The following is a 21,936-nucleotide window of genomic DNA, read 5'->3' as shown; positions in this document are numbered from 1 at the left end:
ACCGGTCGGCAGGACGACCCCGGAGCCGAACCACGCCGAAGGCACCGGGCGTCGACACGTGCCTTTCAGGACCGGTGGGCTCGCCTGAGCTGTTCGACGACCCGGTCGAGGGTCTCGATCGGGGCTGTGTACGGCACCCGCAGCCGGTTGGCCCGGGTGCCGTCAGGTGAGAACACCGGCCCCGGGAGCAGGCTGAGCCCTGCCTCGGCCGCCTTCCCCGCGAGTGCCTCACCGGACACACCGTTCAGGCGCAGCCAGAGCGCCAGGCCGCCCTGCGGGAGGGAGAAGCTCCAGGCGTCGTCCCCGTCCAGGCTTCTGGCCAGATGGTCGCGCTGGCGCCGCAGCTCGCTCCTGCGCTGGCCCAGCAAGCGGCCCATGAGGGGTAAGACCTCACAGGCCACGAGCTGCTCCATGGGCGGCGGGGCGTACAGACCGCTGATCGGGTCGAGGAGGAGTTCACGGATCAGCGCGGCCGGACCCCGGATCCATCCCACCCGCAACCCTCCCCACACGGTCTTGCTCAGGGAACCGATCGTGACGGCCCGGTCGATCCGGGGCTCGGGCACCGGATGGTCGCGCAGGTCCAGGTCGCGCACGGTCTCGTCCACGATCACGGTCACCCCGTACCTGGCCGCCAGCTCCGCGACCTTCCGGCGGTCCTCGGAACCCATCAGCACCCCGGTCGGGTTCTGGAAGTCGGGGGTCAGCAGGGCGGCTCCCCCCGCGGCCTCGCGGAACGCGGTGGCGAGCTGGTCGCCGTCCCATCCCGCCGCGGTGACCCGCGCGGGGACGGTACGGATGCCGAAGCGCCTGAGCGTGGCGAGGGTGTCGAAGAAGGTGGGGTTCTCCACCACGATTCTGCGCGGGCCGAGATGGGTGACGAGCAGCGCCAGCGCGGCACGGGCTCCCGAGGTGACCAGGATCTGTTCGGGGCGGGTGGCCGATCCCTCTCCGGTGTGACGCCGGGCGATCAGCTCGCGCAGCTCGGGCAGGCCGGGTCCGGGCTCGCCGCTCTCCAGCAGCAGCCCCGCCGACCTGCCGAGCGCGCGGGTGACGGCGTCGGTGACGATCGCGCGCGGGGCGGCGGGAACGGCGCGCCGCAGGTCGAGAAGCGAGCCCCGGCCGTCCACCGACAGGGGCGCGTAGCGCTCACCGAGGTTCCGCGGCAGCCGCACCCTGCTGCCACTGCCGCGCTCGGTGACGAGCCAGCCCTCCTCGCGCAGCCGGGACAGGGCGGCGACGACCGTTCCCCGGCTCACCCCGAGCTCACCGGCCAGGCGCCGCTCCGAGGGCAGCCGGTCCCCGACGCGTACGCGCCCGTCGAGCACCGCCTCGCGCAGCGCGGCGGCCAGCGCACCCGCGAGAGGGCCGCCGAATCGCCGCCATCCTGCCAGAACATCCTTGAGCACTAGTCCAGTTTGCCGTGATTGGACCACGACGCGAACATGCTCCGCTTCCTAGCGTCGAAGCATGAACACCAGACCCGACGCGGGCACCGCTCCCATTCCCGGCTCTCCGCACCTCGGCGGCGGCCCCCGGCCCGGACCGTCACACAGCGGCGGAGAGTATCGGCACGGACCATCGAGCGCCGACGGCGACCAGGAGCCCGGACCGTCCGGCGGCGGGAACGACCACCTGTCCGGTGTGCCGGAGGCCGATCACATCCGCGGACCCCTGGGAGCCGATCGCGCCCGCGTACCCGAACTGATGGAGGCCACCCGCGCGTACGCCGTGCGTCTCCTCGCCGGGCTCGACGACCGCCCGGCGGCGCGGACGCCGGTGCGACCGGCGCCCGAGTCCCTGCCGGAGACGGGGGTCGGCCTGGAGGGGGCGATGGAGATGTTCGCGCGGCGCTGGGAACCGGGCTTCGCGGCCAGCGCGGGCCCCCGCTACCTGGGCTTCGTCACGGGTGGCGCGACACCTGCGGCGCTGGCGGGCGACTGGCTGACCGGCACCCTCGACCAGAACCCCACCTCCGGCCTGGACTCCCTCGCCCCGGACCTCGAACGGGAGACGGTCGCCTGGCTGCGCGACCTCTTCGGCCTGCCGCCGGAGCACGAGGGGACGTTCGTCAGCGGCGCGACCATGTCCAACTTCGCGGGCCTGGCGATCGCCAGGGAGTGGCTGGGCGAACTGCGCGGCGTGTCGGTGGCCGAGGCGGGCGCGGCCGCGCTCGGGCCGGTGACGGTGCTGTCGGCGAGCCCGCACTCCAGCATCGTCAAGTCGCTGTCCATGCTCGGGCTGGGACGGTCGGCGATCCGGCACGTCGGCGTCCTGCCGGGGCGGGAGGCGGTGGACGTGGCCCTGCTCGCCGAGGAACTCGACCGGCTGGACGGCGCACCGGCGATCGTGGTCGCCAATGCCGGCACGGTGAACACCGTCGACTTCGACGACCTGCGCGCCATCGCCGCCCTGCGCGAGCATCATCCCTTCTGGCTGCACGTGGACGCCGCCTTCGGCGCCTTCGCCGCGCTCTCCCCCGAGCACGCCCACCTCGTCGCGGGCCTCGGCGAGGCCGACTCGGTCTGTGCGGACCTGCACAAGTGGCTGAACGTGCCCTACGACAGCGCGATCCAGTTCACCCGCCGCCGCGACCTGCAGGCCCGCGTCTTTTTGAACTCGGCCGCCTATCTCACCCCGCTGAGCGAGGAGCCCGACTTCGCGCACCTGACCCCGCAGAACTCACGGCGCCTGCGTGCGCTACCGGCCTGGTTCACGCTGGCCGCCTACGGGCGCGAGGGGCACGCGGAGATCGTCCGCCGCGACATCGCCCTCGCCGCCGGGCTCGGCGCGCGGATCGCCTCGATGGCCGCCTACCGGCTGCTCGCCCCGGTACGGCTCAACGTGGTCTGCTTCACCCTCGCCTCCTCCCCCTCCCCCGAACGGATCGGGGAGGTGGTCGACTCGATCATCGAGTCCGGCGAGGCCTTCCTCACCCCGACGGTCTACGCCGGGGTGCCCGCGCTGCGTGCCGCGTTCAGCAACTGGCGCACCACCGAGGCCGACCTCGGCAGAATCGCGAAGATCCTGGAATCGGCCGCGCCCCGGTCGTGACGACGCTCCCGAAGGTCAGGCCACCTGTGCCGCCGGCGGTTCCAGCGTGATGACGGCGGACACCTCGGCGCGCAGGCGGCGGCTGAGTGACTCACGCTGGGAGACGACGGTGACGTGCACACCGCACTCGGCGAGCCAGCAGGCCAGGTCGGCGAAGTAGCCGTCGCCCGAGCCGATCACGACCCGGTCGAACCGCTGGTCCATCCGGTCGCCCCGGGCGGCCTCGGCCAGGGCCTGGTCCGCGCCGTCGGGGCCGGAACGGGCCAGCAACTGCACACCGTGGAAGGCGATCCCGACCGCGACGAGCGCGCCGTGGTTGACCGCGACGACGAACTGGTCCATCGGGCCGATCGGGACGATCCGCCGGTAGAGGACCATGACCTCGGCGACCTCGGAGGTGGTGGGGCGACTGGCCCCTGTCAGGTTCTCGATGTCCAGCAGGTGCATGGCCCGCCCTGAGCGAAGGCGCCGTCTGCCGCGTGACGTGGAGGCCTGGAACCGGTCGATGCGCGTGGTGGGGGTGATCACGGGTCATCGGTTCCTTCCATGACGATGATTTTTAGTGTCCAATGAAGTTCAGTAAAACACGTGTTGATGGAATCGACCAATAATTTTGGGGACGCTGTATGGAGGTGACAAACTCAGGTACGTTCCAATCGACACGGACACCGAGCCCGAAGAACCGGTGAACGGGACGACCGGGCAGACCGAGACCGATATGAAGGAGCCGATGAACCGGGACGTCCGGCCGGCCGGAGGACCGGACGGACTGGGACGTCCAGGTGACCACGGCGGATAATGGGGAGCCGGTGGACAAGGACGTCCGGGCGACCGCGACCGACACGGAGGACCAGGTGGACAGGGACGTCCAGGTGACCGCGGCGGACATCGCCCGGCTGGGTGATGTGGGCCGGGCCGCGGTGAGCAACTGGCGCCGTCGGCACGACGACTTCCCCCAGCCCGTCGGCGGCACCGCGACCAGCCCCGCCTTCTCCCTCGGCGAGATCAAGGAGTGGCTGCTCGGCCACAGCGAGGGCAGGTCGCTCCCGGCGCGCGAGTGGCTCTGGCAGGACCTGCGCGCGGGCGTGCCGGAGGAGGATCTCGCCGACCTGATCGCCGACCTCGGCGCCTTCCTGGTCTACCTGGACCGGGAGGGCGACGACTGGACGGCCCTCTCCGCCGCCGACGACGCGGCCGTGGCCGCCGTGCTTCCCGACCGCGTCCGAGAAGCGTGCGCCGGGCCGATGCGGAGCCCGTTGCCGCCGGAATGCCTCATCCGGGACCGGCTGCCGCTGCTGCGCCGGGTGGCCGCCCTCGCCGTCGAGAACGGCACGAAGGGGACCTTCGCCTTCCTGCGCGAGCGCTACTTCGAACTGCACACCAAGCGGATGTACGCCACCCCCGAGCCGGTCGCCCGGCTCATGGCGGAGCTCTGCGGCCCCTCCCCCGAGGTCATCCTCGACCCGGCCTGCGGCTCGGGAGCGCTGCTGAAGGCACTGCGCGACCGCGGTGTACACCTGCTCCTCGGCCAGGACGCCGACGCGGCGACCGCCCGGCTGACCGCCGCGCATCTCGCGTTGCACGCCGCCACCGTACGCGTCTCGCATGGAGACTCACTCCGCCAGGACGCGTTCCCCGGCACGCTGGTGGACGCGGTCGTGTGCAACCCGCCGTTCAACGACCGCGCCTGGGGATACGAGGAGCTGACCGCCGACCCCCGCTGGGAGTACGGTCTACCGCCCCGGATGGAGTCGGAACTCGCCTGGATCCAGCACGCCCTCTGCCATCTGAAACCCGGCGGCACCGCCGTCATGCTCATGCCGCCCGCCGTCGCCGGCCGCAGATCCGGCCGCCGCATCCGCGCCCAGCTGATCCGCCGGGGAGCACTCAGCGCGGTGATCACGCTCCCGCTCGGCAGCATCCCCAACATGGCGGTCGCCCTGGCCCTGTGGGTGCTGCGCAGACCGGCGGACTCCCGTACGCCCGGCCATGTCCTGATGGTCGACACCTCCGACCGGCCGGAGGACTTCGCGCGGGTCGCCGCCGATGCCTGGGAACGCTTCGAGGCCGGTGCGGACATCGATGAACCGGGCGTGAGCCGGGCCGTCCCCGCCGTCGAACTGCTCGACGACGACGTCGACCTCACCCCCGCCCGATATCTCGCGCCGCCGCCTGCGGACCTGTCGCCCGCGCGCGTCACCGGGCAGCGGAACCGAGTGGCCGACCTCCTCCGCCTCGCCGCGGAGCTGGTGCCGACCGTCGAGTCGTCTCGGGGACCGAAGGACCTCCCGATGGTCCCGCTCGCCGAACTCCTGCGGCGCGGCATGCTGACGATCCACCACCAGAGCCCGGCCAGACCCGGCGAGCCGTCCGAGGTCGCGGGCGGGCTGACCGTCCTCACCGCCGAGGACGTCGTCGACGGCACCCCGCCGACCGCGACCACGCCGGACATCGCCGTACAGCACGAGATCATCGTGCGGCCCGGTGACGTGCTGGTACCCAACATCGCGCGGCGCCCGGTGGCGCGGGTCGCCGGGGAGGGCGGCCCCGTCCTCGGCCTCCGCCTCTCCCTGCTCCGCCCCGACCCGGCCCTGCTCGATCCCCATTTCGTGGCGGGCTTCCTGAGCGGCTCGGTCAACCTGCGCAACTACGCCACCGTGGGCAGCCGCGCCCAGGTGGACGTACGTCGCGCGGAACTCCCGCTGCTGCCGATCGAGGAGCAGCGCGGGTACGGCGAGGCGTTCCGGAAGCTGGCGGAATTCGAGGCTTCGCTGCGCCGGGCCGCCGCCCTCGGCGAGGATCTGCTCCAGCTGATATCCGACGGCCTGACCCACGGCGCCGTCCGGCCGTCCACCGACGAGAACTCCGAGAACGACATGAAGGAAAAATCTTGAGCGGTAACCACCAGAAGTACGCGGACTTCATCTGGTCGGTCGCCGACCTGTTGCGCGGCGACAAGGCGGCGGGCCTCACCTAGGGAGAGCTCGCCGAGCTGATCCACTTCAGCGAGTGCCTGATCAGCGGGGTATGGACCCGAGCAAGGCACGGTGGCGCAAATCAAGCCTCAGCGGCAACAACGGCGGCAATTGTGTTGAGGTCGCGGAGCTCGAAAACCTCACCGAAGGCCCCACCCACAAACCCGGACACCCCCACCTGATCGCCATCCGCGACTCCAAAGACCCCCACGGCCCCAACCTCTTCTTCACCCCCACCGAGTGGACCACCTTCATCAACACCATCAAGGCCGACGACTTCAACCTCCCCTAACCCTCCGACACTCCCGGCCGCCCAGGCACCCACCTCGGCGGCCGGTCGCCGTTCGCCCCTGGCCGGCCCCGCCGGCGAACACGCGTCCCGGCCCAGGCAAGGCCGCAGGGGACAGCGCTCCGCGAAAGGCCACGGGATGGCACGGCCGATCGTGCCGACGAGGTCGGTCCTGCCGGTGGGGAAGATCCCGGTGGCGGCCCTTGTCGATCTACCCGAGAGTGGGCGTCAAGCAACGGGTGGCAAAGACTGGAAGCACGTACTATTATCCTCCTTCATAATGAAGGACGTAACAATCTACGAGAGCGACCCTGACGGCTTCCTCTACGACCCTCGGGTCAGGGCCGCGATGACCCAGTTCACCGATGACGACGGAGACCTGCTCACCTTCGAGGCAGGCGCCGCCGTCCGCACCGCCAACCATGCCGTCGAGCGCATGCGCGCCCACGGCTCCCAGGGACGGGGGGTCAGCGCGGGCGCGCTCGACCTGCTGATCCGCCTCAACAGCAGCGAGCAGGGCATCAGCATCGGCGAGTTGGCCCGGGCCGCCGGGGTCAGCTCCCGCAATGTCACCGGCTTGGTCGACACGCTGGAGCACGACGGGCTGGCCCGCCGGGTCGCCGACCCGAAGGATCGACGTTCGGTTCTGGCCGAGATCACACCTGCCGGGCGGGCGTGGATGGAGGCGTTCCGCAGGCCGTCGCAGCTTGCCATGCGGGCGATGTTCCACGGGTTCGCTCCCGAAGAACTGGTCGTTCTGCGCGACCTGTGCCTGCGGCTGGCCGCCAACCAGCATCGCCTCGCCGATCACCTGCGCCAGATCGGACAGCAACCATGACCACGACAGCTCAGGAACAGACCCGTCGCACCGTGCGCGGCTATCACGAGGCCCGCTTCCGCGGCGAGGTGTCCGCGGCGGCGGCATCGCGGGTGGCTGGTGTCGGTGTGCCGAGGACCGTACAGAGCTGAACGCGAGTACAGGTTCGCAGCCGTCACAGGACGGATACGGCTGTTCTGGTCTGCGCCGGGCGTGGTGCCCAGGGCAGCCGAAGAAGATGTCAGCCATGGGTCGCCTTCCTTGCCTGCCGGCTAGGGAGCTACCCCATCCCAAGAGGAGTTCCCGACGTCATGGCCTCCATCCGCCACGAGATCGTCATCGACGCGTCCCCTGAGCACATCTGGGATGTGCTGCGCGATGTCGGAGCCGTGCACGAGCGCCTGCTGCCGGGCCGTGTCATGGACACCCGGCTGGAGGGCGACCAGCGGTTCCTGACCTTTCCCGATGGACACGTCATCCGCGAGCTGATTGTCGCGATCGATGATGATTCCCGCTGCCTGGCCTATTCCGTTGTTGAAGGCGCCAGGCCCCCGCTCGAACACCACCACGCCTCGTTTGAAGTTCGCCCGGAGGGTGCCGGAGCGGGCCGGCTGATCTGGACTACCAACGTGCTGCCACACGGGCAGGCCGCCGAGATCCGCATTCGCATCGAACGCGGCGCAGTGGAGATGAAGCAGGCGATCGAGGCCGCAGCACCCTGAGCCGCAGACCCAGGTGACCCCTGGGAGGGGAAGGTTCGCCAGGGCCTTCCCTCCGATGTGCGGGCACCTTGACTACCGGATGCTGGAGATACCGACGAGCACGGGGTGGAGACCGAGTTCACCGAGGCCGTGCTGGCCGCCACTGCTTGGTCGCCACCGAGTCGCAGGAGTTCTGCTGTACGAGAGCGCCGGAGGAGGTCGAGTTGTCCTTGGTGTTGAGGCACTTGCCGCCGTTGGCGTTGACCACCCGGTGGATTCCCCCCAGCGAGTGCGCACCGCTCACCTGAGCGAACACGTCCGCGTCAGCGGATGGCAACACCACAGAAAAGCGCTTTCCCGGTGTCAACGAACCGTGAAACTTTCACCCTGAGCCCGGCATAAGCCGACTTTCTGCTCCTGACCCCGCGTCGGGTCCGGACCAGGCCGGAGTGGTCCCGTGCGTGCTCCGACCCGGTAGTCGTACGATCTTCATCACAGGCGGCCCCGTATCCGACCCGAGACGGAAGGCGACGACATGGCCAGGACCTTTCAGCATCGCATCTACACGATCCAGGAGGGCCTGCTGGAGGAATGGGTGGAGAAGTGGCACTCGCTGGTCGTGCCGCTCCGCCGCGAATTCGGGTTCGAGGTCCACGGCGCCTGGCTGGATCACGAGCGGAACCAGTTCATCTGGGTGCTCTCGTACGACGGGCCGGAGAGCTTCCGGGAGCGGAACCAGGAGTACTGGGACTCTCCCCGCCGCGTTGCGATGGACGTGGACCCGGCGCTCTACCTGGTGGGCCGGATCATCCGCGACGTGACCCCCGTCGACTGACGGACAATTTCATTGCCCACTATGTGGGACGTATCTGCTGCTCCGGAATAAGTGAGCGATCTGCCACATCTCCCTGCTATCTGCTACAGAGCAGACCGAGGAAGCCATGCAGTGTCCTGCCGACCTCATGGATCTCACTTGGATCGAGGCGGCCGGCAAAGTCTCCGAGCCGGAAGACATCCGTGGATCTCATCTGGTCGATGAGTACGCGAGTCATCTTGCCATTCAGTTCGATCTCGGGGCGGAAGACCGCAGGACCCGCACTCGTCGAAGTTGGCGCGACGACCAAGGTGGAGAGCCTGGTGAAGGCATCCGATTGCAGCACCACCGCGAAACGTTCGCCGCGTTGTTCATGGCCGACCGTGTCACGAGGAGCACGTATCCGGTAGACGTCACCACGCATCCGAATCACCGAACTCGCGCTGGATCGCTCGGATCTCGGCCAGATCATCCGGATCGTTGGCCAGTCTCTCCGCATCGGCACGGGCCTGTTCCAGCCAGCGCAGTCGTCCCGCGATACGGATCGCCTCGCGGATCACATCGGTGGTGGACCTGCCCTCGGAAGTCAGCTCGGAGAGGATCTTCTCCGTGTCTGAGTCGATCTCGACAGTCAGCATGCCCATATCTTCACTGTACGACCAGGTAGCTCGCAGGACTTCGATCGAATTTCGTAAACACCCAGATACTCTGGGTAGCCGCTCGCGGTACGCGGCTTGGCAGGTCTGGCCGTCCCGGATCTCGTGGGTGCGCTTCTACCGTGCTGTCGTATGGACACCCCAGATCTCCTCATCCGCAACGCCTCCCTCCGTGGCCGTCCCGGCAGGTGGTCGCTGGCGGCGACAGGCGGGCTGCTCAGCCTCGTCGCCGAGGACGACCCCGATCTCGGCCCGGCGACCGAGGTGACCATCGATGCCGACGGCGCCCTGGTCACCGAGCCCTTCGTGGACGCCCACCTGCACCTGTGCAAGGCGCACACCCTCGACGCGGCCGGTCCCGCCGCGCTGTCGGAGTACACCGACGGCACCATGGGGGCCGCGATGGGCGCCATCGAGACGGCCGCCGCCGTCAAGGCCGGTCAGACGCGGGAGGCCGTCCTGGAGCGGGCCCGGCCGGTGCTGGTGGAGTCCGTGCGGCACGGCGTCCGGGCCGTGCAGGCGTTCGCCGACATCGATCCGGCAGCGGGGCTGACCGGGGTGGAGGCGCTGCTGGCGCTGCGCGAGGAGTTCCGCGGCGTGGTCGACGTGCGGGTGGTGGCGTTCCCGCAGGACGGCCTGCTCCGCGAGCCCGGCACCGAGGAGCTGGTCACCGAGGCCGTACGGCTCGGCGCCGACGTGGTGGGCGGCATCCCGTGGATCGAGTGGACCGACGCCGACGCCGCCGAGCACGTACGACGCATGGTCGATCTCGCGCGGCGGCACGGGCTGCGCGTCGCCATGCTGGTCGACGACGCCGGAGACCCGGGGCTGCGGACGACCGAGATGCTCGCGCGGGAGTTGCTGGAGCGGAACATGATCGGGCGTGGCAGCGCCCAGCACGCGCGGGCGATGGCGCTCTATCCCGAGCCGTACCTGCGGCGCCTGGCCGGACTGTGCCGTGCGGCGGGGCTCGGTTTCGTCAGCGACCCGCACACCGGACCGCTCCATCTACCGGTCTTCGAGCTGGCCGACGCCGGGGTTCCGGTCGCGCTGGGGCAGGACGACATCGAGGACGCCTACTATCCGTTCGGGCGGCACAACCTGCTGGAGGTGGCGTTCCTGGCCGCGCACCTGCTCGACGCCCGCACCGACGCCGCCCTGGAACGGCTGTACGACATGGTGACCGTCGACGCCGCGCGGGTCGTCGGCCTGCCCGCCCACCGTCTGGAACCCGGGGCTCGCGCCGACCTCGTCGTCCTTGAGGGGCGGACCCTTCGCGAGGCTCTGACCCGGCACTCGCCGCCCCGCCACGTCGTCGTCGCGGGCCGGGTCGTGGCCTCGTCCACCCGGCACACCGCTTTCGGAGCCGGTGTCCCGCACTGAAGGGGACGGCAGCGTCACAGGTGGCTATTGACTCATTCTCGCAGGCAGGTATCTTTTTCTATAGGAAAGTTTCCTAAAAGAAACCCTGCGGGACACTTCCGCCGCACCGAGAAACACGGAGGAAGCACACGTGAAACCAAGGAAGTGGGCCACGGCCCTTTCCAGCACCGCACTGCTCACCACCGCCATTCTGATGAGCACGGCCTCCACCGCCCACGCGATCCCGGACAACTGCACCACCCAGGTAGCGGGATCGACGGTTTCCAGCTACTGCGCGAGCGGCACCGGAGAGCATCAGGTCGCCGTGACCGTCCTCCACGTCAACCCGGCCGTCGGATACGTCTACAACGTGGGCCCGTGGCAGCCCGCGGGGGTCACCTCCACCGCCACCCTCCCTCCGGGCACGATCGTGTCCCTGCGGGTGAACAAGCGCTGAGAACCGCTCGGGCGGGGATCCTCCGGCCGGAGGGTCCCCGCCTGCCGGCGATATCCGTGCTATGGCGGCCCTGGACGACGTCCTCCCCGGTGAGCGTCCGGCCGCCGGCCGCCGGACCTCGATCGCTCAGCCGAGGGGGTTGTCCTTCTCTCGCAGCCTCTCCATGGCGGGCCCGTACATGCGGGCCTTGATGGTGCCGAGGGTGGGGCCGCTCTTGGCCGTCTGGGCGCGAGCGATCTCCATGGCGGTCTGCCGCACGGCGTCCTCGTCCACCGCGCGGTCGACGATGGCGGCGGCCAGGGCGTCATGGCCGCCGTAGCGACGTGCGGTGGTCATCGCCTCGTGCGCGGTCTGCGGGGCCAGCCGAGCCTGGATCAGCGCGGACATACCCGGGGTGAACGGGATGTTGATGTCGGCTTCCGGCAGGCACCAGTAGCCCCGGTCGGCGCGCATCACGCGGAAGTCGTGGGCCAGAGAGAACATGGCGCCGGCCGCGAAGGTGTGCCCCTGCAGGGCGGCCACGGTGACCATCGGCAGGGCCAGCATCCGCACCAGGAGCTCGTGGACGCTGACCACGTAGTCCTGGTGCCGGTCGGCATGGGCGAACAGCCAGTCCAGGTCCAGGCCGTTGGAGAAGAACTTGCCGGTCGCGACGGTCACCAGGGCACGGGGCCCCTCCGCCTTCTCCACCTCGTCCAGCGCGGCGTTGACGGAGGCGATCCAGTCGGGGTGGAAACGGTTCTCGGTGTCTCCGATGTCGAGGATGAAGACGTCGTCCTGACGGTCGAGCGTGGGCATGACTGATTCCTTTCGCGGCTGTCGCTCATGCGCACCCGACCCGGCCCGACGGGGGCCGGCAGCCGCACCCGCGACGAGCGAGCCGTCGAACATGAACACCTTCCTGACGTCGAAGACCGGCAGGAGCTTGCGTCAGCAACGACGCTACTAGCGAGTAACTACGGCGAATCGCATAGTACATGGAAGCGACTCACTTGTCCGCAGGATCAGCCCCGAGGGGGAGTCATAACCCGGCGTGACGGTAAGCCCCCTTCCGGTTCCTGTCCGCCACCGGCGGGTCATCGGACCGCCCCGAGGTTTTGAAGTCCTGTGACCGACCGCCTCGGGTCCCTCTGCTTACCGTGGGAACAGGTTCCCCGCCGTGCCGACCGCTCGGGCATCGTCACCGCCGGACACCATGCCCGACCACGCTTTCTCCCAGAGCCAGAGCTGGAGATCTCCACCCGCGAGGAGATGCGATGATCAAGGTCAGGAACGCTCTCGCAGCCGGGACGATGACGGCCTCCGCCCTCCTCGCCCCCATGACGACGCCGGCTCCGTCCGCCGTCGCGGACACCGTGACCTCGAACGCCTCGACCACTCTCACCTCCGCCCAGAAGCCCTGCCACAAGCACAGGCACCCCGAGAGGTGCCGCGCCCGGCACGGTCACGGCGGCGACCACGGCAACATCGGCGGTGACGGCATCGGCAGCGGCCGCGGCAAGGTCGGTATCGGTGGCGGCATCAGCGACAACAGGACTCCCGGTAACAGAGGCGGGGCGGGGATCGACAACTGACAGGAGCGTGGGCGGCTCCGTTCCTCGGTGTGGGCCACGAACATGCGGCGTCCCGGACCGGTACTTCCGTTGAGGAACGTCACGGCACCCACGACATGAAGCCGTGGGCCGGCCAACCGGTCCGCGAGATCACGGGCCGGCCCTCGACATGTCGCAGAACTACCGCCCGGCCTCGTGCGCGTCGACCAGCCGCTTGGGGGCCGTCAGGCACCACGCCTCGGTGACCAGCTCGAACAGCTCATCCGGATCGATCTTCGCGAGGTGCACCACGATCCAGCCGAACCGGCCCGCGGTGAACTGGACCTCGAACACCTCCGGCCGCTCCGCCACCAGTGCGATCTGCTCATCGATCGTCGCCTTGAGACCCACGGTCTCCGTGTCTCCCCAGATGTAGCCGAAACCCTTGCCCCGGACCTTCAGCGAGGTCCAGCTGCCGGAGTCGCTCTGCTGAACCTCGGGAAGCCTGTCGAGCATCTCCAGGAATTCACCAACACTCACACCCATGGGCCACGTCTATCAGAGTGCTCCGACAATCCCCGCGAACCGCCCCGCCGTCGAAGGCCACCGCGGGCACGGCCCGGCCGGGACGACCGCGGCGGATGGACGCCCCCTCCTGCCGGAACCTCTCACGCCACCCGCCACCCGCCACCCGCCACCTGCCCTGATCAGGTATCGCACATCCCGCGCAGCACGATGGCGAGGCCGCCGTAGAACTCCTCGTCGGCGCCGACGAGACGCGCGTGACCCGCCGTCTCGGCCATATACGGGAAGTCGGCAGGGGCGAGCCCGGCGATGACGGTCGTGCCCGCGCCCGACAGCGGGCCCAGATGCTCCAGCTGGACCGCGCCGATCACGTAGCTCAGCAGGCCGCGCAGCGCGATGACCCGGTCCGCACCCGCCAGGCCGGCCTCGGTGAGGATGCCGAGCACCGCCTCCGACCAGCGCAGCACCCCCGCGGAACGGTGCCGATGGGTCATCGTCAGCGGCACGACGTGCGGGTGCGCGCCCACCTGGTCGCGCAACCTGCCGACCAGTGTGGTGACCCGTTCGCGCCATGACGTCCCCGGCGGCGGTGAGACGTCGACGCCGCCGAGCACCAGCTCGACCACGAGCCCTTCCACTTCCTGGCGGTCGCCGACATAGCGGTAGAGCGCCATCGCGCTCATGCCGAGCTCCGTGGCGACCGCGCGCATCGACAGGGCCGCGAGGCCGTCGCGGTCGATGACGGCGAGGGCGGCGGCGGCGATCTGGTCCTGGGTGAGCGAACGCGGGCGTGGCATGGCGGTTGAAAGTGTACGGCATACGCCTACAATCGTAGGTATATACCGTACGCTTACGAGAGGGTTCCGATGCGTCTCCAGCCCGGCTCCACCGTCTCCGCCCGCGAACTGTCCTCCGTCACCGGCCCCGCGGCCCCCGTCCCGGACCGGGACCATCTCGTTCACCTGCAGTTCCGGCGCTTCGCCGGCTGCCCGATCTGCAACCTGCACCTGCGCTCCTTCGTCACCCGGCACGCCGAGATCGAGGCCGCCGGAATCCGCGAGGTGGTGGTGTTCCACTCCCCCGCCGAGGAACTGGCCGAGCACGCCACGGGCCTGCCGTTCGCCGTCGTCGCCGACCCGGACAAGAAGCTGTACGCGGAGTTCGGCGTGGAACAGGCGCCCCGCGCGCTGCTCGACCCCCGGGTCTGGGCGACGATCGTCCTGGCCGTCGTACGCGGTATCCGGACGGCCGCCCGCGGGCAGGAGCGCCTACCGTCCATCCGGCCGCACGGCGGGCGGCTCGGACTCCCCGCCGACTTCCTGATCGCCCCCGACGGCCGGGTGGTCGCGGGTAAGTACGGCGAGCACGCCCACGACCAGTGGCCACTCGACGAGGTACTGACCCTGGCGGCCCGCGCACACCGGGCGGAGACCCGCTGAATCAGCCAGCCTCGCCGGAAAGGGGCTCGCCGGTCTCCAGCAGCGTCTTGAGGCCGGACAGGATGTGCGGCCAGCCCTCGCCGACGCCCTCCAGCAGGGTGCTGCCGGGATCGAATCCGTCGTGGACGACGGTCAGCTTGACCATCCGGCCGAGCGGTTCGATGTCGAAGGTCACCTTCGACCTGCGCCCCTTGGCCCACTGGGCGGCGACCTCCGCACCCAACTCCCAGACCTCGGCGTACTCCGGGGTGAAGGTGTGCCAGGAGTAGGCCAGCCGGCGGTAGGGGTCGGATTCGAGAACGACCTGCTCGGGGTCGGCGATCTTCACCCCGCGCTCCTCCCAGGTCATCGTCGATCCCACCTTCCAGTCCGACTCGAAGCCGACCCCCCAGTAACGACGGGTGAAGGCGGGGTCGGTCAGCGCCTGCCAGAGCCGTTCCGGCGTGGTGCCGATGTAGGTCGTGTAGACGAACTCGGGGTTGCCCATCGGTTCCTGCTCCAATGCTCTCTTCAGGTCGGCGAGCGCGCGCACCCGGCCACGGTCGTACCGGTCGATCCAGCGCTCGGCGATGGCGTTGATCGGCGCGGCGTTGAGGTAGTGCAACTTCTCCCGGCCGCTCCGCACCGTGGTCACCAGGTCGGCCGCCTCCAGCACCGCCAGATGCTTGCTGACCGACTGCCGGGCCATGTCCAGCCCGGCACACAGCTCACGCAGGCTCTGCCCGTTGCGGGCGTTCAAACTGTCGAGCAGCCGGCGGCGGCTGGCATCAGCCAGCGCCTTGAAAACCTCGTCCATCTCATGCCACCCCAAACATGCAGCCATCTGGCTGCCAAAGAAATATAGGCAGCCGATTGGCTGCATGTCAACGATCCCCCCGAAGACCCTCTGGCGTCAGGGACAAGCGCCACGAGATGATCATCCTGTGGCGGATGTGATTTTCTTCGATCTGGACGGCACCCTGGTCGATCATCGAAGCGCGGCCTGGGAAGCGATCGGCCAGATCGTCCAGGTCGCGCCGAACGCGACGGCTCCACCGGAGGAGCTGGTGACCTTGTGGTGGACGCTGGAGGGGCGCCACATGCGGGAATACCTGGCCGGTCAGTGCTCCTTCGCTGAGCACCACCGACGCAGGCTCCGTTCCTTCCTGCCAATGCTCGGCGAGCCGGTTCCGGAAAGTCCCGGCCTTCTGGACGCCTGGATCGCCGACCGCTACCTCACCGTGTTCGAGGAGTCCTGGCGGAGCTATCCCGATGTCCAGCCATGCCTGGAGACCCTGAAACGGCTTCCCCGAGGACCGCGTCTGAGGGAAGTGAGCGGACCACGCCATTTCTTACAGCCTGAGGGGAACTTGTGCGCCGCGCGGCCGGTGATCTTCCACCCCTTCACTCGATCCGAGGAGGAGCTGTACAGCGCTGACCTGCTCTGAGAGGGCTTAGCGCACGATCCGGTGCCAATGTTCCTCAGACCCCGACCCGTCGGCCAGGCCTCATCCCGGTGCCCATTGCCGGAAAGTAGAGGAGTAAGCCAAGATCGACGGGTTGATCCGCTGTGGGGCCGCAGCCCCCGTCGAAGGGTAGACAAGTGATCAAGCCTGTTACGAAGGTCATCGCCGTGGCGGCCCTAGCCGTCGGCGTTCTCGCGGCCAACCCGGCCTACACGGCGTACGCGGCCTCCGCCCCCTACACTCCCGAGGGCGTCTGCGGGGCGGGGTTCACCCGGGTGAAGGACGGCACCCGCCCCCTCAAGTCCGGACGTGACACCTTCGGCTACGTCTACCTCATGTACAACCGCAGCACCGGTTACAACTGCGTGGTCAGTATCAAGACCGCCTTCTACCGGACCGCCACCTACACCACCGCCACCCTGACGGTGGAGGGCAGCAAGCCGAAGACCGACGCGGGCAAGTTCAAGTACTACGCCGGGCCGGTCAAGCTGAAGGCCCGTGGCAAGTGCGTCTCGTACTGGGGCAGCACCCGAGACACCCGGCTGGACTACGCCGAGGCGACCGGCGGCCGCAAGACCTTCGGCAACTGCGGATAGCGAGACCTCAAGCGGCCGGGGCCACACCCGGTCCCTCGCCCCCAGCCTGACGGCTCCAAGTGGCGTAGTAGGTGCTGGAGGTCACCGTTCACCCGGCGCCGACAGTGCCCGCGCAGCGAGTCGGTGGTGCCGAGATCGGCATGAATCGGCATGAATCGGCATGGCCCCGCCCGTGTGCGGGCGGGGCCACCCCCGGGCTCTACCGGGACGGCGTCCCGTATGGCACCGTGCTCGGCAGCGGGGCGTACCCACTGGGCCGGGTGGTGAAGGTTCCCCTGCCCTGGGTGCGGCTGCGCAGCCGGGTCGCGTAGCCGAACAGCTCGGCCAGCGGCACGGTCGCGGTGATCACCACTGTGCCTGCCCGCGCGGTCGAGCCGGAGACCCGGCCGCGCCGTGCCGACAGATCGCCCAGCACCCCGCCGATGGCGTCGTCCGGCACGGTGACCGTGACCTCGGCCAGCGGTTCCAGCAACACCATCACGCCGGTCCGCAGCGCCTCCCGCAGCGCGAGCCGGCCTGCCGTCCGGAACGCCATCTCCGAGGAGTCCTTGGCATGGGTGGCTCCGTCGGTCAGCGTGACCCGCAGGCCGGTCACCGGATGCCCGCCGAGTGGCCCCTCGACCAGGGCATCCCGGCAACCGGCCTCCACCGCCCGGACGTACTCCCGCGGTACCCGTCCACCGACGACGGTCGAGTGGAACACGAAGTCCACCGCGCCGCCGGTGGCGTCCAGCGGCTCCACGTCAAGGACGACGTGGGCGAACTGACCGGCGCCTCCCTCCTGCTTGACGTGCCGGTACAGCAGCCCGGACACCCCGCGGACGACCGTCTCCCGGTAGGCCACCTGTGGCCGGCCGGCGCTGACATCGAGCCCGTGGGTACGGCGGATCTTCTCCACCGCGACCTCCAGATGCAGTTCCCCCATCCCCGACAGCACCGTCTGGCCGGTCTCGGGGTCGGTCCTGACCACCAGCGAGGGATCCTCCTCGGCCAGCCGGGCCAGCGCCGACGCGAAGCGGTCGGTATCGGTGCTCCTCCGGGCCTCGACCGCCATGGAGACCACCGGATCGGCCACACTCGGTGGTTCGAAGAGCAACGGCTCCGCGGGGGCGCACAGGGTGGCACCGGTGCGGACCGCCTTCAACCCGACCACCGCGACGATGTCCCCGGCCACCGCCAGGTCCACCTCCGTGTGCCGGTCGGCCTGTACCCGCAGGATGCGGCCGACCCGCTCGGTGCGCCGCGCGCCGGCGTCCAGCACCGCGTCTCCCCTTCTGATCGCCCCCGAGTACACCCGCAGGTAGGTCAGCCGCCCGGTGGCGGTCGAACTCACCTTGAAAGCCAGCGCGGCGAACGGCGCCGCCGGGTCGGCGGCCCGCTCCCGCACCGCGCCGTCCCAGGTGCCGCGTACCGCCGGCACGTTCGTCGGCGAGGGCAGGTAGGCCGTGACGGCGTCCAGCAGCGGTTCGATCCCGCGGTTGCGGTAGGCCGATCCGCACAGCACCGGCACGCCCTCACCCGCACGGGTCAGGTCGCGCAGCGCGACGGCGAGGGTCTGCGCGGAGATCGCCGACTCCGCGCAGAACTCCTCCAGCGCGATCGGGTGCAGTTCGGCCACCGCCTCCTCCAGCAGCCGGCGGCGGCGGTACGCCTCCTCCTGCAGGGTGTCCGGCACCGTGCCCTCCTTGGGCCTGTCGCGATCGCCGGTCCAGACCAGCGATCGCATGCGCAGCAGATCCACCACTCCGGTGAACCCGTCCTCGCGTCCGATCGGCAGCTGGACCACCAGCGGGACCACTCGCAACCGCTCGCGGATCGACTCGGCCGCCGTGTCGAGGTCGGCACCGGCGCGATCCAGCTTGTTGACGAAGGCGATCCGCGGCACTCCGTACCGGTCGGCCTGCCGCCACACCGACTCGCTCTGCGGTTCGACTCCGGCGACACCGTCGAACACCGCGATCGCGCCGTCGAGCACCCGCAGCGAGCGCTCCACCTCGTCGGAGAAGTCGACGTGACCCGGTGTGTCGATCAGATTGATCCGGTGGCCGTCCCAGGCGCAGCTCACCGCCGCGGCGAAGATGGTGATCCCGCGATCGCGTTCCTGGGAGTCGAAGTCGGTGACGGTCGTCCCGTCGTGTACCTCGCCACGCTTGTAGGTGGCGCCGGTGATGTACAGGATCCGTTCGGTGATGGTGGTCTTGCCCGCATCGACATGGGCGAGGATGCCCAGATTACGGACGCCGGTCAGCTGGTCGGTGAGGTGATGGTTCAGGTTGGTACGCACGGCCTATGGCCCTTCGGGACGCTCCACAGAGGACAGCGCGCTTTCCGGACGAAAAGACCCCCGATGCGGCGTGACCGCATCGGCGTCGGACAGACAGGGGTCAGGCGTTCGTCACGGACGTCCGATGCCGGCCGCGCGGCCGGCACCGGGCACCAACGAAGACACCAGGATCACCTCATACCGTGACCGGGGAATGACGACAGCGGTGCTGTGACGCACGGCCGGCTCCCCTCACTCGTCAAGGCACACACCGCGATGTCGCGGCAGCGTGTGATTCGTGGCGAGCATACTGAAATCGGCACGGGCGGGAAATCAGTTTTCTCCCAGGCCGGGCCTTCCAGACACCCTCAGAGGTCGGCCGCGATCCCCGGTATATCGGCGTGCCCGCTGAGCTCGTCCTGGTCATACTGCTCCAATGCGACACCTGGCCTACCCCAAGATCCCTACGACCGAGCGGTCCGGCGGAGCGGTTGCCGGCGGCCCCTGGGTGGCGACCGAGAAGGTGCACGGAGCTCAAATGGTGATCGCCCACGACGGCTGGAACACGCTCGTGGGCAAGCGCAAGGCATGGCTGCGCGACGACGAGCCGTTCTTCGGCTGGCAACTTCTGCGCGGTCACCTCGAAAAGGCCGCGAAGGCCGCCCTGGCTCGGGGCGGCGCGGCCGTACGCGTCTACGGCGAGCTGTACGGAGGCCACTACCCCCACCCCGACGTCTCGCCGATGCCGGGCATCACTCCGGTTCAAACGGGGGTCTGGTACAGCCCGGAAATCCGCTTTGCCCTTTTCGACGTGCTGCGCCACCGGGATCCCGGAGATCCCGGCGTCTTCCTGCCGTACGCGGACGTCGCCTCGATCGCCGCCGACGCCGAGCTCGACGTTGTGCCGATTCTCGGCAGAGGGACCCGGTCGGAGCTCGATGCTCTGCCGGTCCGGTTCCCCAGCCGGGTGCCGCAGGCACTCGGCCTGCCCAGCGTGCCGGACAACCTGGCCGAGGGGATCGTGCTGCGACCCGATGCCCCCCTGCCTCCCGACCACAGGCCGACCGTCAAGCTGAAGATCGAGGAGTTCGACGAGCAACGTTTCGACCAGAGCCGCCCCTGGGACCCGCAGGTGATCCTTACTCCCGAGGAACTAGGCCAGGTCGCCCGGGCCATGGTCAACGGGCCGCGACTGGCCGGCGCGCGATCCAAGGTGGGACCGTCGGCCCTCGACGAGCTCCTGGATGAGGTGGTCCTCGACATCATGGTGGATCTGTCGGCGACCTTTCCCTCGGCCATGGCGGCGCTCGGCGACGAGGAGGAGGCCGAACTGCAGGCATCCATCCGCGGGGTCGCGATCAGTGATCACCATCAGGCGTGAGCACGGATCGTCGCCGCGCTCCCGGTGGAGGCGGCCTTCCATGCATCCGGATTAGTACTGGACAGTCCAGTCTCCTATCAGTACTGTACGGTCCAGTACCGAAATCGAGAACGGGGACTTCGATGCCGTTCATCGACCTCCCCGTGAAAGACCTGGCCATCTCCCGGCGCTTCTTCACCGAGCCCGGGTTCGCCTTCAACGACCGGTTCGCCGGCCACCTCCGGGAGGCCGCCCACATGAACTTCTCGACCGCGCAGTAAGGGAGACGCAGATCATGAGCAGCACCGAGGTCGACGCCTACGTCGAGACCAAACTTCAGCCGAAGTATCAGGAGATCGTCGCGGCCCTGCGGAAGCTGATGGCCGACTGCGCCCCGGACGCCGTCGAGTGCCTCACCCACGGCTCCCCCGCCTGGCGCGCGACGAGGAACCTCGCGGTCATCAGCCAGAGCAAGACCCACCTCACCTTCGCCTTCGAGCGGGGCGCGGAGTTCGAGGACGCCCACGGGCTGCTGGAGGGAGTCGGCAAGAAGACCCGGCACGTCAAGATCAAGACGCTGGACGGGATGAACGAAACGGCCCTGCGCGACTACATCGCCCAAGCCGTCCACCTCGACCGGAACTGACGACCGCGAGCCCTCCATCTACCCCTCGATGACCGGCGCTTCGGTGGCGGCGCCCGGTGGCGAAGTCGGGTACGGCCTACCGGCCGGTTTCCGCGGCGTTGGGGGCGACCTGGTTGGGGATGCGGGTGCCTGGAAGGTGCTGGTCGACCGGCGCCGACAAGCCCCCGGACAGCGCCGGGCTGGAGTGCGCGGCGGCCTGGCCGGACTCGGGAGGTGTTGCCCGTTCCAGGAAGCGAAGCAGTTCGACCGGGAAGGGCAACACCAGGGTGGAGTTCTTCTCGGCGGCGACTTCGACGACGGTCTGGAGTAGGCGTAGCTGCAGTGCGGCGGGGTGCAGGGCCATCGTCTCGGCGGCTTGGGCCAGCTTCTTCGAGGCCTGCAGCTCGCCCTCGGCGGTGATGATGCGGGAGCGCCGCTCACGTTCCGCTTCGGCCTGCCGCGACATGGACCGCTTCATCGACTCGGGGAGCACCACGTCCTTGATCTCGACGCGGTCGATGTGCACGCCCCAGCCCACAGCCGGGCTGTCGATCATCAGCTCCAGGCCCTGGTTGAGCCGCTCCCGATTGGACAGCAGGTCGTCCAGCTCGCTCTTGCCGATGATCGACCGCAGCGAGGCCAGCGCGACCTGGCGAATGGCCGATTCGTAGTCCTGGACACCGACCACCACGCGCACCGGGTCGACGACCCGGAAGTAGATGACGGCGTCCACGTGAACCGTCACGTTGTCCCGGGTGATGGCGTCCTGGGCGGGCACCGGCATGGTGATGACCTGCATGTTGACCTTCTGCAGACGGTCGGCGACCGGCATTATCAGGGCGAGTCCGGGAGCGCGGAGCTCGGGGCGGACCTGTCCGAACCGGAAGACGACGCCCCGCTCGAACTGTTTGACGATCCGCACACCGGCCTTCAGCCATATCGCACCCAGCACCATGATCGCGATCAGCACATAGATGACGGTAGTGATCATTTCATCCTCCTACGTCTCCCCTGGGTCCCGCCGTT

At 69.3% G+C, this 21,936-nt stretch carries 26 protein-coding genes; 15 read left to right on the top strand and 11 right to left on the bottom strand.

Annotation, left to right across the window (positions count from 1 at the left end; all coding sequences use genetic code 11):
• Positions 1–65: 65 nt before the first annotated feature.
• Positions 66–1,409: an aminotransferase-like domain-containing protein gene (locus ACWD3H_RS21400; RefSeq protein ID WP_451956208.1), complete on the bottom strand. Its 1,344-nt coding sequence runs from the start codon at positions 1,407–1,409 to the stop codon at positions 66–68.
• Positions 1,410–1,470: 61 nt separating this feature from the next.
• On the opposite strand from ACWD3H_RS21400, the gene ACWD3H_RS21395 reads away from it, so the two are divergent.
• The gene (locus ACWD3H_RS21395; RefSeq protein ID WP_451956207.1) at positions 1,471–3,054 is read left to right on the top strand and encodes a pyridoxal-dependent decarboxylase; all 1,584 of its coding nucleotides are present in this window, start codon (positions 1,471–1,473) and stop codon (positions 3,052–3,054) included.
• Positions 3,055–3,069: 15 nt separating this feature from the next.
• Here ACWD3H_RS21395 and ACWD3H_RS21390 read toward each other — a convergent pair whose 3' ends face one another.
• Complete coding sequence (locus tag ACWD3H_RS21390; protein ID WP_451956206.1) at positions 3,070–3,582, bottom strand: NYN domain-containing protein; 513 nt, start codon at positions 3,580–3,582, stop codon at positions 3,070–3,072.
• 281 nt (positions 3,583–3,863) lie between these two features.
• Between ACWD3H_RS21390 and ACWD3H_RS21385 the strand changes: the two genes are divergently transcribed.
• From ACWD3H_RS21385 to ACWD3H_RS21370, 4 genes are all read left to right on the top strand, one after another.
• Complete coding sequence (locus ACWD3H_RS21385) at positions 3,864–5,948, top strand: N-6 DNA methylase (protein ID WP_451956205.1); 2,085 nt, start codon at positions 3,864–3,866, stop codon at positions 5,946–5,948.
• Positions 5,949–6,063: 115 nt separating this feature from the next.
• The gene (locus ACWD3H_RS21380) at positions 6,064–6,321 is read left to right on the top strand and encodes a DUF397 domain-containing protein (RefSeq protein ID WP_451956204.1); all 258 of its coding nucleotides are present in this window, start codon (positions 6,064–6,066) and stop codon (positions 6,319–6,321) included.
• Between the two features lie 277 nt (positions 6,322–6,598).
• Positions 6,599–7,156 carry a MarR family winged helix-turn-helix transcriptional regulator gene (locus ACWD3H_RS21375; protein WP_355561691.1) on the top strand — a complete coding sequence of 186 codons (558 nt, stop codon included), beginning with the start codon at positions 6,599–6,601 and terminating at the stop codon, positions 7,154–7,156.
• Between the two features lie 290 nt (positions 7,157–7,446).
• The gene (locus ACWD3H_RS21370; RefSeq protein WP_451956203.1) at positions 7,447–7,857 is read left to right on the top strand and encodes an SRPBCC family protein; all 411 of its coding nucleotides are present in this window, start codon (positions 7,447–7,449) and stop codon (positions 7,855–7,857) included.
• Positions 7,858–7,975: 118 nt separating this feature from the next.
• Here ACWD3H_RS21370 and ACWD3H_RS21365 read toward each other — a convergent pair whose 3' ends face one another.
• Positions 7,976–8,173, bottom strand: coding sequence for an RICIN domain-containing protein (locus ACWD3H_RS21365; RefSeq protein WP_451956202.1), 198 nt, complete (start codon positions 8,171–8,173; stop codon positions 7,976–7,978).
• Positions 8,174–8,371: 198 nt separating this feature from the next.
• Here ACWD3H_RS21365 and ACWD3H_RS21360 point away from each other — a divergent pair, with 198 nt between their 5' ends.
• A complete protein-coding gene (locus ACWD3H_RS21360; protein ID WP_355561685.1) occupies positions 8,372–8,671 on the top strand; it encodes an NIPSNAP family protein in 300 nt (99 codons plus the stop codon).
• A gap of 76 nt (positions 8,672–8,747) precedes the next feature.
• On the opposite strand, the gene ACWD3H_RS21355 is transcribed toward ACWD3H_RS21360, so the two are convergent.
• Complete coding sequence (locus ACWD3H_RS21355; RefSeq protein ID WP_451956201.1) at positions 8,748–9,074, bottom strand: type II toxin-antitoxin system PemK/MazF family toxin; 327 nt, start codon at positions 9,072–9,074, stop codon at positions 8,748–8,750.
• Positions 9,064–9,294, bottom strand: coding sequence for a hypothetical protein (locus ACWD3H_RS21350; protein ID WP_451956200.1), 231 nt, complete (start codon positions 9,292–9,294; stop codon positions 9,064–9,066). The genes ACWD3H_RS21355 and ACWD3H_RS21350 overlap by 11 nt, the downstream gene beginning before the upstream one ends.
• A 144-nt stretch (positions 9,295–9,438) precedes the next feature.
• Here ACWD3H_RS21350 and ACWD3H_RS21345 point away from each other — a divergent pair, with 144 nt between their 5' ends.
• A complete protein-coding gene (locus tag ACWD3H_RS21345; RefSeq protein ID WP_451956199.1) occupies positions 9,439–10,689 on the top strand; it encodes an amidohydrolase family protein in 1,251 nt (416 codons plus the stop codon).
• Between the two features lie 130 nt (positions 10,690–10,819).
• The gene (locus ACWD3H_RS21340; RefSeq protein ID WP_350923467.1) at positions 10,820–11,125 is read left to right on the top strand and encodes a hypothetical protein; all 306 of its coding nucleotides are present in this window, start codon (positions 10,820–10,822) and stop codon (positions 11,123–11,125) included.
• Between the two features lie 126 nt (positions 11,126–11,251).
• On the opposite strand, the gene ACWD3H_RS21335 is transcribed toward ACWD3H_RS21340, so the two are convergent.
• On the bottom strand, positions 11,252–11,923 hold the full coding sequence (locus ACWD3H_RS21335) for an enoyl-CoA hydratase-related protein (RefSeq protein ID WP_451956198.1): 672 nt from the start codon (positions 11,921–11,923) through the stop codon (positions 11,252–11,254).
• A gap of 458 nt (positions 11,924–12,381) precedes the next feature.
• Here ACWD3H_RS21335 and ACWD3H_RS21330 point away from each other — a divergent pair, with 458 nt between their 5' ends.
• Entirely contained in the window at positions 12,382–12,699 is a 318-nt protein-coding gene (locus ACWD3H_RS21330) for a hypothetical protein (protein ID WP_451956197.1), read from the top strand.
• A gap of 159 nt (positions 12,700–12,858) precedes the next feature.
• Here ACWD3H_RS21330 and ACWD3H_RS21325 read toward each other — a convergent pair whose 3' ends face one another.
• Both ACWD3H_RS21325 and ACWD3H_RS21320 read right to left on the bottom strand, forming a co-directional pair.
• Entirely contained in the window at positions 12,859–13,203 is a 345-nt protein-coding gene (locus ACWD3H_RS21325; RefSeq protein WP_350923449.1) for an MmcQ/YjbR family DNA-binding protein, read from the bottom strand.
• A 161-nt stretch (positions 13,204–13,364) separates the two neighbouring features.
• Positions 13,365–13,979: a TetR/AcrR family transcriptional regulator gene (locus ACWD3H_RS21320; protein ID WP_451956196.1), complete on the bottom strand. Its 615-nt coding sequence runs from the start codon at positions 13,977–13,979 to the stop codon at positions 13,365–13,367.
• 69 nt (positions 13,980–14,048) lie between these two features.
• Here ACWD3H_RS21320 and ACWD3H_RS21315 point away from each other — a divergent pair, with 69 nt between their 5' ends.
• A complete protein-coding gene (locus ACWD3H_RS21315) occupies positions 14,049–14,621 on the top strand; it encodes a peroxiredoxin-like family protein (protein ID WP_451956195.1) in 573 nt (190 codons plus the stop codon).
• 1 nt (position 14,622) lies between these two features.
• Here the strand turns inward: ACWD3H_RS21315 and ACWD3H_RS21310 are convergent, their stop codons facing one another.
• Positions 14,623–15,417, bottom strand: coding sequence for an ArsR/SmtB family transcription factor (locus ACWD3H_RS21310; protein ID WP_451956194.1), 795 nt, complete (start codon positions 15,415–15,417; stop codon positions 14,623–14,625).
• A gap of 127 nt (positions 15,418–15,544) precedes the next feature.
• Here ACWD3H_RS21310 and ACWD3H_RS21305 point away from each other — a divergent pair, with 127 nt between their 5' ends.
• Together ACWD3H_RS21305 and ACWD3H_RS21300 are read left to right on the top strand one after the other, a co-directional pair.
• On the top strand, positions 15,545–16,048 hold the full coding sequence (locus ACWD3H_RS21305; protein WP_451956193.1) for an HAD family hydrolase: 504 nt from the start codon (positions 15,545–15,547) through the stop codon (positions 16,046–16,048).
• Positions 16,049–16,203: 155 nt separating this feature from the next.
• Positions 16,204–16,662: a hypothetical protein gene (locus ACWD3H_RS21300; protein ID WP_451956192.1), complete on the top strand. Its 459-nt coding sequence runs from the start codon at positions 16,204–16,206 to the stop codon at positions 16,660–16,662.
• A 199-nt stretch (positions 16,663–16,861) separates the two neighbouring features.
• Here the strand turns inward: ACWD3H_RS21300 and fusA are convergent, their stop codons facing one another.
• Positions 16,862–18,946, bottom strand: coding sequence for an elongation factor G (gene fusA / locus ACWD3H_RS21295; protein ID WP_451956191.1), 2,085 nt, complete (start codon positions 18,944–18,946; stop codon positions 16,862–16,864).
• A gap of 415 nt (positions 18,947–19,361) precedes the next feature.
• Between fusA and ACWD3H_RS21290 the strand changes: the two genes are divergently transcribed.
• From ACWD3H_RS21290 to ACWD3H_RS21280, 3 genes are all read left to right on the top strand, one after another.
• Complete coding sequence (locus ACWD3H_RS21290) at positions 19,362–20,306, top strand: RNA ligase family protein (protein WP_451956190.1); 945 nt, start codon at positions 19,362–19,364, stop codon at positions 20,304–20,306.
• Positions 20,307–20,428: 122 nt separating this feature from the next.
• Positions 20,429–20,566, top strand: coding sequence for a hypothetical protein (locus ACWD3H_RS21285; RefSeq protein WP_451956189.1), 138 nt, complete (start codon positions 20,429–20,431; stop codon positions 20,564–20,566).
• Between the two features lie 14 nt (positions 20,567–20,580).
• Positions 20,581–20,931 (top strand): DUF1801 domain-containing protein, encoded by a 351-nt coding sequence (locus ACWD3H_RS21280; RefSeq protein ID WP_355564325.1) that lies wholly within the window; start codon positions 20,581–20,583, stop codon positions 20,929–20,931.
• 76 nt (positions 20,932–21,007) lie between these two features.
• Here ACWD3H_RS21280 and ACWD3H_RS21275 read toward each other — a convergent pair whose 3' ends face one another.
• A complete protein-coding gene (locus ACWD3H_RS21275; RefSeq protein ID WP_451956188.1) occupies positions 21,008–21,901 on the bottom strand; it encodes a slipin family protein in 894 nt (297 codons plus the stop codon).
• Between the last annotated feature and the right edge of the window lie 35 nt (positions 21,902–21,936).

It is taken from the genome of Streptosporangium sp. NPDC002607, from assembly GCF_053592655.1.
This window is presented reverse-complemented; position numbering and strand designations above follow the sequence as displayed.

Bases quoted from the DNA above. Each gene is read 5' to 3' on its own strand.
- ACWD3H_RS21395 (WP_451956207.1), top strand. From the start codon at position 1,471: ATGAACACCAGACCCGACGCGGGCACCGCTCCCATTCCCGGCTCTCCG.
- ACWD3H_RS21375 (WP_355561691.1), top strand. From the start codon at position 6,599: ATGAAGGACGTAACAATCTACGAGAGCGACCCTGACGGCTTCCTCTAC.
- ACWD3H_RS21370 (WP_451956203.1), top strand. From the start codon at position 7,447: ATGGCCTCCATCCGCCACGAGATCGTCATCGACGCGTCCCCTGAGCAC.
- ACWD3H_RS21360 (WP_355561685.1), top strand. From the start codon at position 8,372: ATGGCCAGGACCTTTCAGCATCGCATCTACACGATCCAGGAGGGCCTG.
- ACWD3H_RS21355 (WP_451956201.1), bottom strand. From the start codon at position 9,074: ATGCGTGGTGACGTCTACCGGATACGTGCTCCTCGTGACACGGTCGGC.
- ACWD3H_RS21350 (WP_451956200.1), bottom strand. From the start codon at position 9,294: ATGGGCATGCTGACTGTCGAGATCGACTCAGACACGGAGAAGATCCTC.
- ACWD3H_RS21345 (WP_451956199.1), top strand. From the start codon at position 9,439: ATGGACACCCCAGATCTCCTCATCCGCAACGCCTCCCTCCGTGGCCGT.
- ACWD3H_RS21335 (WP_451956198.1), bottom strand. From the start codon at position 11,923: ATGCCCACGCTCGACCGTCAGGACGACGTCTTCATCCTCGACATCGGA.
- ACWD3H_RS21330 (WP_451956197.1), top strand. From the start codon at position 12,382: ATGATCAAGGTCAGGAACGCTCTCGCAGCCGGGACGATGACGGCCTCC.
- ACWD3H_RS21325 (WP_350923449.1), bottom strand. From the start codon at position 13,203: ATGGGTGTGAGTGTTGGTGAATTCCTGGAGATGCTCGACAGGCTTCCC.
- ACWD3H_RS21320 (WP_451956196.1), bottom strand. From the start codon at position 13,979: ATGCCACGCCCGCGTTCGCTCACCCAGGACCAGATCGCCGCCGCCGCC.
- ACWD3H_RS21315 (WP_451956195.1), top strand. From the start codon at position 14,049: ATGCGTCTCCAGCCCGGCTCCACCGTCTCCGCCCGCGAACTGTCCTCC.
- ACWD3H_RS21310 (WP_451956194.1), bottom strand. From the start codon at position 15,417: ATGGACGAGGTTTTCAAGGCGCTGGCTGATGCCAGCCGCCGCCGGCTG.
- ACWD3H_RS21290 (WP_451956190.1), top strand. From the start codon at position 19,362: ATGCGACACCTGGCCTACCCCAAGATCCCTACGACCGAGCGGTCCGGC.
- ACWD3H_RS21285 (WP_451956189.1), top strand. From the start codon at position 20,429: ATGCCGTTCATCGACCTCCCCGTGAAAGACCTGGCCATCTCCCGGCGC.
- ACWD3H_RS21280 (WP_355564325.1), top strand. From the start codon at position 20,581: ATGAGCAGCACCGAGGTCGACGCCTACGTCGAGACCAAACTTCAGCCG.
- ACWD3H_RS21275 (WP_451956188.1), bottom strand. From the start codon at position 21,901: ATGATCACTACCGTCATCTATGTGCTGATCGCGATCATGGTGCTGGGT.